The sequence below is a fragment of the Maritalea sp. S77 genome, from assembly GCF_049801075.1.
GTDB lineage: Bacteria > Pseudomonadota > Alphaproteobacteria > Rhizobiales > Devosiaceae > Maritalea.
The window spans coordinates 377,950-391,380 of record NZ_JBNAGG010000001.1 but is presented as its reverse complement, the minus strand read 5'-3'; the positions used below and the strand labels follow the sequence as shown (position 1 = coordinate 391,380).

Below are 13,431 nucleotides of genomic sequence, written 5' to 3'. Positions count from 1 at the left end.
CGAGTAAAGTTGTATTGAGTATGAGTAAAACCATGATTGTGCGCCAAAAAACACGACTGTTGAAAAATAGCGTTGCCCTTGTCTCTGTTTTAGGAGTAGCCGGGGTTCTGGCAGGCTGCACCACAGCGCGGTCTCCCTTTGTGGCACAGGGCCCGTTGGTTACAAATTCCGTAAATACAGCGCAAAACGCCGATCTAAATCAGGCGATGCCGGGAACCATCAACGGTCCGCAACAGCCAACCATGCCACAAACGGCTTCGCCAGCGCCGGTTCGCGTTGCACAAAATACCAACGCGCCATTCACACCGCCAGCAGATGTTGGCGGCGCAGCACGCATCACATATCCAACTTCAGGCTCACAAGACCCGTTGCTAGCGGGCAATTATCCTCAGACACAGGCGTCTAACTCTAATTTCGGCAATGTGGCCGCAGCACCATCTCAGGTTTCGCAGCAACCTTTGCCAAGTTTGTCACCACTTCCAGTAAAGAGTACCCCAACCATGACAGCGTCCACTTCGCCTGCCGAAATACAGACACAGCCGCAAACTCTGCAGCCACCTGTAACCAACACAGCTGCTGCAGCAACACCAAGGCTCGTGCCAGAAAACGCATTTATGCACAAAATCGAAGCGGGCGAATCGCTCTATGTGATCGCGCGCCGCTACGATGTGTCACCAGATTCTATCGTCACAGCCAACGGCTTAGCCTCAGCCGACCGCATTTTTGTGGGTCAAGAGCTGATCATTCCTGGTCGTCCAGACCTCATCGCGCAAAAAGCGCAAGCTCAGCCGGTTCAAAAGGTGGCTGAAGTGAAGCCAGTAGCTTCGACAGTGCCAGTTCAAAGCGATGTGTCTGCCGCGCCACAAATCAGCCCGACGCCAATTGCGCGTCCTGCTGGTTTGAAAGTGGCGACAACGCCTACGCCGCAGCCGAAACAAACTGCACCGAAGGCAACTGCACCAGTTCAGCAGCAAACTGCACCTGCGCCGAAGCAAGATGAAATCAAAACAGCATCTGTACCAGAAACACAAATCACTGCGCGCCCACAGGTTGAGCCGCAGTCACAAGGCTTCCGCTGGCCTGTTTCTGGTCGCATGATCCAAGATTTTAAAGCCTCGAAAAACACGGGCATCAACATTGAAGCGCCAGAAGGTACATCAGTGAAAGCTGCCGACACCGGCACAGTGATCTATACTGGCAACGCGGTTGAGGGCTATGGCAACCTTGTTTTGATCAAGCATCCTAACGGCTATGTTTCTGCCTATGCGCACTTGAAAGACATTAGTGTATCCAAAGGGGCAAACATTCGCCGCGGCGAGCAAATTGGTTCGGTTGGCCTAACTGGTTCAGTGGCGCGTCCACAATTGCACTTCGAATTGCGCAAGGGTGCAACACCTGTTGATCCAGCTCCATTGCTGGCCAGCTAAATAATTCTAATCACTTAGAAATTTGAAGGGCGCGTCAGGAAATGGCGCGCCCTTTTTTGCCTGCAAGATGGCGCACAAACTGAATAGCCACTCGGCCAGAACGTGAGCCGCGCGTTTGTGCCCATTCGATTGCGGCTGCGCGTAACGCTTGTTCATCCTCGTCGATTCCAAAATGTGCGCAATAGGCTCGGATCATCTCCAAATAGGTGTCTTGATCGCAATTATGAAACCCGATCCACAATCCAAACCGATCAGAAAGAGAAATCTTTTCGTCATTGGCTTCATTGGAATGAATGGCCGATCGAGCTTCATTGTCGATCATTTCCCGAGCCATCAAATGACGACGATTTGACGTGGCATAAAACAAAACATTCTTTGGGCGACCTTCTAAGCCGCCGTCCAATACGGTTTTCAGCGCTTTATAGTCCGTTTCTTCAGGGCTGAACGACAAATCGTCGCAATAAATGAGAAATTGCGCGTCATGAGCCGCCAGTTTCCGCATCAATTCGGGCAAGGTGGAAATATCCTCCCGATGAATTTCAACCAGTATAAGACGTTTAATGTCCGTTTCGTTCTGGGCCCGCGCATTAATTTCACCATGAATGGCTTTGACAATGGAGCTTTTGCCCATGCCCTTGGCACCCCACAGCAGGGCATTGTTGGCGCCATAACCCTTTGCAAACTGTAAGCTATTGTCCAACAGTGTCTTTTTTTGCGGGGCAATGCCCTGCAACAGGTCAAGATCAATCCGGTTGACCTGATCCACAGGCAAGAGTTGGCTCACGCTGCCTTCCCATTGATAGGCATTGGCGTCAGTAATTTTGACATTTTCAGTGACGGGGCGGCTTGCCAACACGCGCAAAGACTGCGCGATATCTGCCAAGAACTCACTTAATTTCATTTTTGCTCCAAACTCATGAAAAAAGGTGGGGTTTTCACTTTGCATTTCAAAAATCCCCCCTATATATTCCCGCAAAACCAAACCAACCCGTGGCTTGGGTTTTATTGCAGATTATGTGAAATCTGAATCGAACAAAAGCCACATCAAGGAGTATCCGTATGTTTGTCTCACCCGCATTTGCTCAAGCTGCTGGCGCACCAGGCGCTGCTGACTATTTGACCAGCTTGATGCCGATCCTTTTGATCATCCCAATTTTCTACTTTTTGATCATTCGCCCGCAGCAAAAGCGTGTGAAAGAACAAAAGAATATGCTTGATGCCATTCGTCGTAACGATGTGATTGTCACCAATGGCGGCATCATCGGCAAAGTGACACGTGTCAAAGACGACAATGAGCTTGAAGTTGAGCTCGCTGAAAATGTGCGTGTAAAAGTTTTGCGCTCAATGGTTGCTGACGTGCGCACTAAAGCTGAGCCTGTCAACGACAACAAAAAATAATTCTTTAAACGCGAACGCTAGGTTTTCTTGCGATGCTAAATTCATCTCCACTCCGCGCGACACTCATTGTTCTGGTGGCGCTCGCAGGCATTTTGTTCACTTTGCCTAACTTTGTTGCACCTGCAACATTGAACAATCTGCCCGATTGGTTGCCGAAAAAACAAATTGTATTGGGGTTGGATTTGCAGGGCGGCTCACACCTGCTTTTGGAAGTGAACCGCGAAGAAATCGTTAGCGAACGCATTAAAGAGTTGCGTCGCGAAGCGCGGACAATTCTCGCAAACGATAATGCCATTGGTCACTTGATCAAAACTGAAGGCACCAAGCTGACAATTGAGTTGACTGATCCTGAAAATTTGCAAACTGCAGTCAGCGCTTTGCAGGCCTTAGATGTGCCACTGTCGCAAGCACTTGGCGGCGTAGGTGGCGTTGATGAAATGATCATCACCCAGACACCAGACGATTTGATCACCATTGAGTTGACTGAAGATGGTATCGCCGAGCGTTTGTCCTCTGTTGTTGCACAATCCATCGAGGTTGTGCGCCGTCGTGTGGATGAGCTGGGCACAACAGAGCCAACCATCCAACGACAGGGCAATGATCGTATTCTTGTGCAAGTGCCGGGCTTTGATGATTCAGAGCGCTTGAAAGATGTGATTTCGCAAACCGCGCGTCTCACATTCCATATGGTGCATCCAACCATGAGCGCGGCACAAGCCAAAATCCAAGGTCTTCCTGAAGGCACAATGATTTTGCCAAGCCAGGATGGCGGCGAAGAGTTGGTGTTTGAAGAGGTCGCAATTGGCGGCGAATCCCTGGTGGATTCGCAGCCGGGCTTTGACCCACAAACAAGCGCACCAATCGTTTCATTCCGCTTCGACACACGTGGTGGCGTGAAATTTGCGGAGATTACAGCAGCAAATATTGGCAAACGTTTCGCCGTTGTATTGGACAACCAAGTGATCACCGCGCCAGTGATCAATTCGGCCATTCCAGGCGGCTCCGGCCAAATCTTTGGTAACTTCACCGCAGAAAGCGCAAACGATCTTGCTGTATTGCTGCGGGCAGGTGCGTTGCCAGCAACTTTGGATATTATTGAAGAACGTTCAGTTGGCCCAAGCCTTGGTGCAGACAGTGTGGCCGCGGGTGAAACTGCCGGCTTAGTAGGCGGCTTGTTGGTCATCATCTTTATGGTCGTGGCCTATGGCACATTCGGCGTATTTGCCAATATCTCACTGGTCCTCAACGTAACTCTTATCTTAGGTACATTGTCACTTTTGGGCGCCACGCTCACATTGCCGGGTATCGCGGGTATCGTGTTGACCATTGGTATGGCCGTTGATGCGAATGTTTTGATTTATGAACGTATTCGCGAGGAAAAGCGGGCAGGGCGCTCAGCCATTCAGGCTATTGAAGCGGGCTTCCAGCGTGCCTTCACCACCATTTTGGATGCGAACGTCACCACTTTGATTGCCGCTGCAATTCTGTTCTTCCTTGGCTCCGGACCAATTCGTGGTTTTGCGGTAACATTGGCCATCGGTATCATCACGACCCTGTTCACAGCCTATGTGTTGACGCAGTTTATGATTTCACGCTGGTACGCACGTCGTCGCCCGAAGGAACTCAAAATCGCGCTTCTGAAATTTTGGCCGGAAGACTTCAATTTGGAGTTCATGAACTTCCGCAAGCTTGCCTATATTTTCTCTGCAGTCTTGATCGTTGGCTCACTGTCTTTGTTTGGGGCAAAGGGACTCAATCTCGGCATCGACTTTAAAGGTGGCTCAGCGATTGAAGTTCAATCCATTGAGGGACCAGCTGATATTGCGCAATTGCGTGAAATCGTTGGTGCGCTAGATTTAGGTGACGTGCAAGTTCAAGAATTTGGCAGTGAAAAAGACGTGCTTATCCGCGTTGAAACACAGCCAGGTGGAGACGTTGCCCAGCAAGAAGCCGTCACGAAAGTGATCGATGCGGTTGAGGCTGTTGGTTACGACCGTCGCCGCTCAGAGGTTGTCGGTCCAACCGTATCTGGTGAACTCGCACAAACTGGCACTCTGGCCGTTGTAGCTGCCATTATTGCCGTGTTGGGCTATATCTGGATGCGATTTGAATGGCAGTTTGCTGTCGGCGCTGTTGCAGCGTTGGTGCACGACGTTTTGCTCACCATTGGCTTGTTCGCAATCACCGGGCTTGAGTTTAATCTGGCCTCTATTGCGGCGATTTTGACCATTGTGGGCTACTCGCTCAACGATACGGTGGTGATTTACGACCGGGTGCGCGAGAACTTGCGCAAATATCGCAAGATGAGCATTCCCGAGCTGCTGAATATGTCGGTCAACCAAACACTATCCCGTACGATCCTGACATCGATCACCACTTTGCTTGCATTGGGCGCATTGGTCATCTTCGGCGGCGAGGTGATCCGCAGCTTCACCATTGCGATGGCTTGGGGCGTGCTGGTTGGTACCTATTCAACCATCTTTATTGCGTCACCATTGTTGATCAACTTCAACCTGACACAACGTAAAGAAGCAGCGAAAAAAGAAGAGCGCCGCGCAGACGGGGCGTCGGTTTAGAGTTGACCACGCAAGCGGACAAAGGCTTTCTCAAATATCAGGTCCCCATTGACGCCTATGGCAATGGGGGCTTCCGCTTTGGCGAAATGTCTCACAAAGGCTCACTATTGTGTCTGCCTTCAGGTATGCACGAGTGGGATGTCACGAGTGCCGCCCAAATTACCCATGCAAGTTTGGAGAAGGTTTGGGCCGAAGCGGACCAAATTGATGTGCTTTTTGTTGGCACAGGCGATCAGCTACTGATGCTTGAAAAACCAATCAAACAAGCCGGTCGTGATTTGAACATCATTACCGAACCGATGAGCACTGGCGCAGCAGCCCGCACATATAATGTTCTATTGGGTGAAAAACGCGCAGTCGCGGCAGCTTTTTTGGCAGTTGAGCGTGGCAAATGACGCAATCCCAAGAAAAGGGTGATCAAGCCGCAATCATCTCGGCTCAGCTACGTGAGCTTGATCGGGATGCCTATTTGGCCAGTTTGGTTTTGCCACAACAGGCTCGAATGTCGGTGCAAACGCTGTTTGCTTTTGCTGCAGAATTGGCTGCGGTGCGCCATCGCATAAGCGAACCGATGCCCGGCGAGATTCGCCTTCAATTTTGGCATGATGCTCTCGATGGTGAAACGCACGGTGATGTTGAAAGCAATCCTTTGGCAAAGGCTTTGTTTGAAACCATCGAAACCCGTCAACTGTCCAAAGTGCCCCTTTTGCGCATGGTCGCGGCGCGGCGATTCGATTTGTATCAAGATCCGATGCCAAACCAAAACCAGTTTGAAGGTTATGCGGGTGAGGTAAGCTCGATTGTTTTTCAATATGCTGCCCAGATTTGCGCCACTGAGAGTGAAGAGCCAGAACAGTTTAACGATGCATCAGGCCATTTGGGCGTTGCCCAAACATACACGCGTGCACTTTACAGCTTTGAGCATGATCGCCGTCGCGCCCAAGTTTTCTTGCCCCTAAATGTGTTCGAGGCCTTTGGATTGAAGGACACTGACATCTTCGCTGGCACGGAAAAAGATAAAATTGTACAAGCGCTTAACTCGTGCGCCGAAGATGCTCGTGCGCATCTAGATAAGGCGAGGAAGGCGATGGGAACTTGTCCCGGGGCTGCGAAATCTGCCTTTGCACTTTGGCCATTTGTCGAGAGTGATTTGACCAATATGCAAAAAGCTCTGGAAAAGGGCGATTGGCATGCCGCAAAAATGTCGGATTGGCGCAAAATACTCAAACTAATTGGTTGGGGTTTGCGCAAGTAGGAGCGTTCAGATGGTCGAAACGGTTGAGCAAAGCGCCTTTGAAAAATGGCGAAATCGTTTGGGGCCCGAACTAAGCCGCACCGCGCAGCGTTTCCCCGTTTCCATTTGCTTTGTCATCGTGGCAGCCGCGCTGTATTTGGTCGAACTAAACGCGCCAGATGCATCTGGCGGTAGCTTTCTCGGCAAATCTTTCGCAACATTTTCACTGGCAGCTCTTTTGGCTGTGGCCACGCAGCTCATGGTCGAAAGCGGCGTAATCAAGCGAACAGTTTCGTGGACGCTCGATATCGTTGGCTTGGTCCTTATTGGCATCACCATCTTTGGCTCGAACAAAATCATCGGCTTGCCAATTATGTGGGTGCCGCTCTTGATTCTACTTACATCAATTTCACCCACTTTGGCGCCCAAAGCCGAGGCCAGAGCGCAACAGCAGCAAGAACTATTTTGGTGGATGAACCATCGTTCCATCGTGTCTGCAATGATCGCGGGCCTGGCATTTTTGGTGATTTTGTTCGGCTTGATGTTCATCGAGCGCTCAGTGGCCATTCTGTTCGGATTTGAAATCGACAAGCTGATCTATCGTTTCCTTGTGCCCTTGGCTGGTCTTCTGTTTGCACCGATCTATTGGTTGGTCACCATCCCGGAGTTGGAAGACTATCGAGCCCAAGATATGGAAAATCCAGACTTTTTGTCAGGGGCGGTGGGCTTTCTCGGCCTTTATATATTTGCGCCATTCCTCGCACTATATACGCTGATCTTGATCGCTTACGCAGTCCAGATTCTTGTCCAGCAATCATACCCGGAGGGTACGGTCGGGTGGATGGTCATTGGCTTCATCGCCGTGGCAGGACTAAATCATTTTCTGCTATTTCCGCACTTTATGCGCAAGAAACCCCTTGTCGCCCGCTATCTGCGCCTTTGGCCGCTCTTTGCGGTGATTCCTGTCATCATGCTTACCTTTGCGATCTATATCCGCATCTCCCATTATGGGCTAACGCCAGAGCGGATTTTGCTAGGCGCAGGAACAGCTTGGACAATCATTATTATCGCATTGGGCGTGATCAATCGGCTGGATATTCGTCTATTGCCCGCCCTCGCTGCAATCCTGTTGCTGCCCATTTCCTTTGGTCCGTTCAATATGGAAAATTGGTCACAACTTAACCAGCTATCCCGTTTTGAGCAAAATTTAGAAATTTGGAAAGAATCACAAGACAAAGCGGTTGCACAAAGAATAAACGGAGCCGCAAACTATCTTCTTAAATCTGGTAGCGGCCGTACGTTGCTCACCCAAAATCTGCAATCAAAAGGTGTCGAGATCGAGGGCGAAGTGTCGCGTGAGAAACTGGCAGAAACACTTGATCTGCCTAACCTTATTCCAGACTTGGGCACGCGTAACGATTTTCTCCGCCTCGATGATAGCAGCCCAATCAATCTGTCAGGGGCACTTGCCTTTTATGGGCATGTTCAGGTGCCGTGTTGTGGTCAAAGCGCTGGCGGCTATAGTTTCAGCCTAAAAAACAATAATTTACAGGTTGAGCAGGGGAATCTTTTGGTCCACTCATTAGATCTCAAGCCATGGATTGCTGCGCAAAATTTGGCCGTCACCAAATTGCGCGAAAGGAGCATCGAGATCGCGATGGAGGGCAAAACATATATTTTATATGTGGATGAAGCCAACCTCGAGCGTGAACCGGATGACTCGTTCCGCGTGACGCGCCTGAATTTCTATCTATTTGCAAAAACGGGCAGCGACGCTAATTAGCGCCACTGTTCCAAATGCTCGAGCGCACGGGCAGAGGTCGCCCGCTTTTTTGCTTTGCCCCGGTCAGGGCCGCGCCAACGCTTCACACCTTCAGGCTTGGTCACCTCAATGGGCGGAAATAGACCGAAATTAACGTTCATGGGCTGGAAGCTTTTTATTCCATTCGTTTCGTCTGCCAAATGGCCACCAGTGATGTGGTTCACCAACGCGCCGAGCGCAGTGGTCTTCGGTGGTGCATCGAGTTGGTTGCCCAAAATCTCATTGGCTGCCAAACGGCCAACAACAAGGCCAAGCCCAGCGCTTTCGACATAGCCCTCAACGCCAGTCACTTGTCCAGCGAAACGCATCCGAGGATCAGCCTTCAAGCGCATTTGACCATCCAGCAGGGCAGGCGAGTTCAAAAATGTGTTGCGGTGCAACCCACCAAGCCGTGCAAACTTAGCATCTTCCAATCCGGGGATCATGCGGAAGATTTCCGCTTGCACGCCATATTTCAATTTGGTTTGAAACCCCACCATATTCCACAGCGTGCCCAACGCATTGTCTTGTCGCAATTGCACAATGGCGTGTGGCTTAACTTCGGGATTGTTGGGATTGGTCAAGCCAACTGGCTTCATAGGGCCAAAGCGAAGTGTTTCTCGGCCACGTTCCGCCATCACTTCGATCGGCAAGCAGCCATCAAAATAGGGAACATTCTCCCACTCTTTGAATTCAGTTTTATCACCTGCCAAAAGCGCATCGATAAACGCGTTATATTGCTCTTCATCCATCGGGCAGTTGAGATAGTCGGCGCCCGTGCCGCCAGGCCCGGCCTTGTCATAACGAGATTGCGCCCAAACAACATCAAAATTGATGCTTTCCTTATGGATAATTGGCGCAATAGCGTCAAAAAACGACAGCGAATCTTCACCAGTAAGCGATTGAATGCCATGGGCCAGCGCCTCAGATGTCAGCGGGCCAGTAGCAATAATCACATGTTGCCACTCTTTCGGTGGCAAGCCATCCACTTCGCCGCGCTCAATGGTAATGTTTTGATGTGCTTCAAGCCGTGCCGTCACATCTTCCGAAAAAACATCCCGGTCAACCGCAAGTGCGCCGCCAGCAGGCAGTTTTGCCTTATCAGCTGCAGCCATAATCACCGAATTGCATCGGCGCATCTCTTCGTGCAGCAATCCCACCGCATTGTTTTCGTAATCATCAGAGCGAAAAGAGTTTGAACAAACCAGCTCGGCCAAACCATCGGTTTGGTGAGCATCGGTTTCACGCACGGGGCGCATTTCATGCAACACGACTTGAACACCAAGTTCTGCTGCTTGCCAAGCCGCTTCAGAACCGGCAAGCCCGCCGCCTACAATATGCAAAATTTTTGATTGATCTGTCATGTGGCCAGTTAGCAAGGAATAGGGGATTAACGCAACAAAATTTACGCACAAAAAAACACCCGCGAAAGTCGCGGGTGCTTAAAGATTTGGGAGGTCTTGGAGTGTGCTTAACGCATTAGATGCGTTCTGCATGCTCACGAGCCAAAGGCTGAATGTCACCGCGTGTAATGCCCAAATCGTTCAATTCACGATCATCAAGAACGCTCAGTTCACGAACAGTTTTGCGGTATGAAGCCCAGCGGCGAAAAGTTTTACCAAAATCCATTGCTCATCTCCTTGGTTTGCAGTGGTGTGTTCCGTTTGTTGACCTGTATATAGTCCTGCTCTTTGCGCATGAGTAGACGGTATTTTTGCAACGCGCCTATGCGTATTTTGCAATGCTGGTTAAGAAGTGGTTCTTTGTGAGCGATTGCCTGTATCAATTTGAATTTCAGGCTTAAACAATCCGAGGTGATCATTTTCCGCTGTAACGCTGCAATCCAGCTCTAATAGGGTTTGACGGATGTGTAGAAGGTCTTTGATAGAGGTCATTAGCGTGCGAGGCATGGCACAATCCTTGGCGAAATGGCTTTAAATACATCCAATTCTACCCGCTTCGCGGCAGTCGCCAAAACGCAAAACATGCGGTCCAGATATGTGTGAACCGCATGTCGGCATGGTAAAACTGTCATAGAGACCTGCTAAAGTCAGGTCTTTCGCTTTGCCTATTCAGCTGCATCCTGTGCAGAAGGGCGCCGCGCCAACAATTCCTTCAAAAAATGCCCGGTATGTGAGCGTTCTTCGTCGGTGATGACCTCTGGCGGGCCCTCCGCAACCACTTCACCACCGCCGTCGCCGCCTTCGGGACCAAGATCGATCACCCAATCTGCCGTTTTAACAACTTCCAGATTGTGTTCGATCACCACAACGGTATTGCCCTGATCCACAAGCTCATGCAGCACTTCAAGCAGTTTCGCCACATCATGGAAATGCAAACCTGTCGTTGGTTCATCCAACACATAAAGTGTGCGCCCAGTCGCGCGTTTTGATAACTCCTTAGAGAGCTTCACCCGTTGTGCTTCGCCGCCCGACAATGTTGTGGCTTGCTGGCCAATTTTCACATAACCAAGACCAACCCGTTGCAGGGTAATCATTTTGTCGCGGATGGCAGGCACAGCAGAGAAGAAATCAACACCTTCATCCACTGTCATTTCCAACACGTCCGAGATGGATTTGCCCTTGAATTGAACTTCCAACGTTTCACGATTGTACCGTTTGCCCTCGCAAACATCACAAGTCACATAAACGTCAGGCAAGAAGTGCATTTCGATCTTAATCACACCATCGCCTTGGCAGGCTTCACATCGTCCACCTTTCACATTGAATGAAAAGCGCCCAGGCGCATAGCCACGTGCTTTCGCTTCCGGCAATCCCGCAAACCATTCGCGGATTGGTGTGAAGGCACCAGTGTAGGTCGCTGGGTTAGAACGGGGCGTCCGGCCAATTGGGCTTTGGTCAATATCAATAACCTTGTCCAAAAACTCGAGGCCCAGCAATTGATCGTGCGGCGCAGGCATCAAGCGCGCACCATTCAATTTGCGTGCAATGCCCGCATACATAGTGTCGAGAATCAATGTGGACTTACCGCCGCCTGAAACGCCCGTAACGGCCACAAAGCAGCCAAGTGGAATATCCACATCAACATTCTTCAAATTGTTGCCAGTGGCACCGGTAACCGAGATTTTGCGTGTGTCAGAAATCGGCCGACGCTCCGCAGGTACCTTCACGCCCATCTTTCCGGACAGATATTGGCCCGTGAGGCTGGTCTTATGATTGAGAATATCTTTGGGCTTACCCTCTGCAACAATTTCGCCGCCATGCACGCCTGCGCCGGGGCCAATGTCAACAACATGGTCTGCCGTCAAAATTGCATCTTCATCATGCTCCACCACGATCACCGTGTTGCCTAAATCGCGCAGTCGGCGCAATGTTTCAAGCAATCGCGCATTATCGCGCTGGTGAAGCCCGATTGATGGCTCGTCCAACACGTAAAGAACACCCGTTAGGCCAGAGCCAATCTGCGAAGCCAGTCGAATACGCTGGCTTTCACCGCCAGACAGGGTGCCGGAATTGCGCGACAAGCTGAGATAATCCAAACCCACATCAACCAAGAAGGTGAGGCGGTCACGAATTTCTTTCAAGATACGCTCACCAATCTCCTTCTGGGTCGATGTCAGTTTATCTGAAATTGTCTCAAACCAAATATGGGCGTCGCGAATTGATTTTTGCGAAACTTCGCCAATGTGTTTACCATCAATCTTAACTGCCAATGCCTCCGGCTTAAGCCGATAGCCACCGCAGGAGTCACATGGCGCGGACGACATATATTTTTCGATCTCTTCGCGCATCCCAGCGCTTTCTGTCTCGCGATAACGACGGGTAAGATTGCCCACAACGCCTTCAAACGCTTTTTGCGTTTTGTAAGAGCGCAAGCCGTCATCATAAATGAATTCAATTTTCTTGCCGCCCGTGCCATGCAAAATTGCTTGGCGAACGTCCTGTGCCAAATCTTCCCAAGGTGTGTCCATGCTGGCGCCATAGGATTTGCAAACCGCCTGAAGCGTTTGCGCGTAGTAGGGGGCTGAGGTGCGTGACCAAGGTGCAATCGCGCCCTTCTTCAAGCTAAGCGACTCGTCCGGCACCACCAGATCTTCGCTAACTTTCGCTTCAGCGCCCAAGCCATCACATTTTGGGCAAGCACCGAACGGGTTGTTAAAGGAAAATAGCCGCGGCTCAATTTCAGCAATGGTGAAGCCGGAAACTGGGCAAGCAAATTTTTCGGAAAAAACCATTTGCTCATTTTCGCCCTCGCTGGCGACAATCTCAGCAATGGCGATGCCTTCGGCAAGCTGCAATGCAGTTTCGAAGCTTTCGGCTAGGCGCGCCTGCATATCCGCAGACACCACAATGCGGTCCACAACCACATCAATATTGTGCTTAAATTTTTTGTCGAGCGCAGGGGCATCGGGGATTTCATAAAATTCACCATCAATGCGAACACGCTGGAAACCACGTTTCATCAGCGCGGCCAGTTCCTTTTTATATTCACCTTTCCGGCCACGCACGATCGGCGCCAGCAGGTAAAGCCGCGTGCCTTCATCTAGTGCCAAAATCTTATCGACCATCTGTGTCACGGTTTGGCTTTCAATTGGCAAACCGGTTGCAGGTGAATAGGGCACACCGACGCGCGCGAACAGCAACCGCAAATAATCATAAATTTCGGTAACCGTACCAACAGTGGAGCGCGGATTTTTTGACGTAGTTTTCTGCTCGATGGAAATCGCAGGCGACAGGCCGTCAATCTGCTCAACATCGGGCTTTTGCATCATTTCAAGGAACTGACGCGCATAGGCAGACAAGCTCTCCACGTAACGACGCTGGCCTTCGGCGTAGATTGTATCAAACGCGAGCGAAGATTTGCCAGAGCCGGAAAGCCCCGTCATCACAATCAATTCGTCACGCGGGAGAGTAACATCAATCGATTTTAGATTGTGTTCTTTAGCGCCACGAATGATAATTTCGCGATTTTGATGAGCTGATTTCGACATTAATAAATCCTGCTGTTCCTGCCGTATGAACCGGTCAAACTGAA

General features: G+C 50.5%; 11 protein-coding genes. 6 read left to right on the top strand and 5 right to left on the bottom strand.

The features are described from left to right. Positions 1-20: 20 nt before the first annotated feature. Positions 21-1,427, top strand: a complete 1,407-nt coding sequence (locus tag ACP15Y_RS01750) for a peptidoglycan DD-metalloendopeptidase family protein (RefSeq protein ID WP_424981292.1) — start codon at positions 21-23, stop codon at positions 1,425-1,427. A gap of 34 nt (positions 1,428-1,461) precedes the next feature. On the opposite strand, the gene ACP15Y_RS01745 is transcribed toward ACP15Y_RS01750, so the two are convergent. Beyond that, complete coding sequence (locus ACP15Y_RS01745) at positions 1,462-2,328, bottom strand: ATP-binding protein (protein ID WP_424981291.1); 867 nt, start codon at positions 2,326-2,328, stop codon at positions 1,462-1,464. 158 nt (positions 2,329-2,486) lie between these two features. Between ACP15Y_RS01745 and yajC the strand changes: the two genes are divergently transcribed. From yajC to ACP15Y_RS01720, 5 genes are read left to right on the top strand one after another with little or no spacing between them, the layout of a single operon-like run. Then, entirely contained in the window at positions 2,487-2,825 is a 339-nt protein-coding gene (yajC, locus tag ACP15Y_RS01740) for a preprotein translocase subunit YajC (RefSeq protein ID WP_027835393.1), read from the top strand. A gap of 32 nt (positions 2,826-2,857) precedes the next feature. Continuing rightward, positions 2,858-5,401, top strand: coding sequence for a protein translocase subunit SecD (gene secD / locus ACP15Y_RS01735; protein ID WP_424981290.1), 2,544 nt, complete (start codon positions 2,858-2,860; stop codon positions 5,399-5,401). Positions 5,402-5,403: 2 nt separating this feature from the next. After that, the gene (locus tag ACP15Y_RS01730; RefSeq protein WP_424981289.1) at positions 5,404-5,796 is read left to right on the top strand and encodes an Mth938-like domain-containing protein; all 393 of its coding nucleotides are present in this window, start codon (positions 5,404-5,406) and stop codon (positions 5,794-5,796) included. Next, positions 5,793-6,656 (top strand): phytoene/squalene synthase family protein, encoded by an 864-nt coding sequence (locus ACP15Y_RS01725; RefSeq protein WP_424981288.1) that lies wholly within the window; start codon positions 5,793-5,795, stop codon positions 6,654-6,656. Before ACP15Y_RS01730 ends, ACP15Y_RS01725 begins: the two co-directional genes overlap by 4 nt. Before the next feature lie 10 nt (positions 6,657-6,666). Next, positions 6,667-8,418, top strand: a complete 1,752-nt coding sequence (locus ACP15Y_RS01720) for a DUF4153 domain-containing protein (protein WP_424981287.1) — start codon at positions 6,667-6,669, stop codon at positions 8,416-8,418. Here the strand turns inward: ACP15Y_RS01720 and trmFO are convergent. The 4 genes from trmFO to uvrA form a co-directional block, all read right to left on the bottom strand. Next, on the bottom strand, positions 8,415-9,800 hold the full coding sequence (trmFO, locus tag ACP15Y_RS01715) for a methylenetetrahydrofolate--tRNA-(uracil(54)-C(5))-methyltransferase (FADH(2)-oxidizing) TrmFO (protein WP_424981286.1): 1,386 nt from the start codon (positions 9,798-9,800) through the stop codon (positions 8,415-8,417). The two genes, ACP15Y_RS01720 and trmFO, sit on opposite strands and share 4 nt — an antisense overlap. 115 nt (positions 9,801-9,915) lie before the next feature. Beyond that, positions 9,916-10,065 carry a DUF1127 domain-containing protein gene (locus tag ACP15Y_RS01710; protein ID WP_084634168.1) on the bottom strand — a complete coding sequence of 50 codons (150 nt, stop codon included), beginning with the start codon at positions 10,063-10,065 and terminating at the stop codon, positions 9,916-9,918. Positions 10,066-10,184: 119 nt separating this feature from the next. After that, positions 10,185-10,346, bottom strand: coding sequence for a hypothetical protein (locus ACP15Y_RS01705; RefSeq protein WP_424981285.1), 162 nt, complete (start codon positions 10,344-10,346; stop codon positions 10,185-10,187). Positions 10,347-10,504: 158 nt separating this feature from the next. After that, positions 10,505-13,387: an excinuclease ABC subunit UvrA gene (gene uvrA, locus ACP15Y_RS01700; protein ID WP_424981284.1), complete on the bottom strand. Its 2,883-nt coding sequence runs from the start codon at positions 13,385-13,387 to the stop codon at positions 10,505-10,507. Positions 13,388-13,431: the final 44 nt, after the last annotated feature.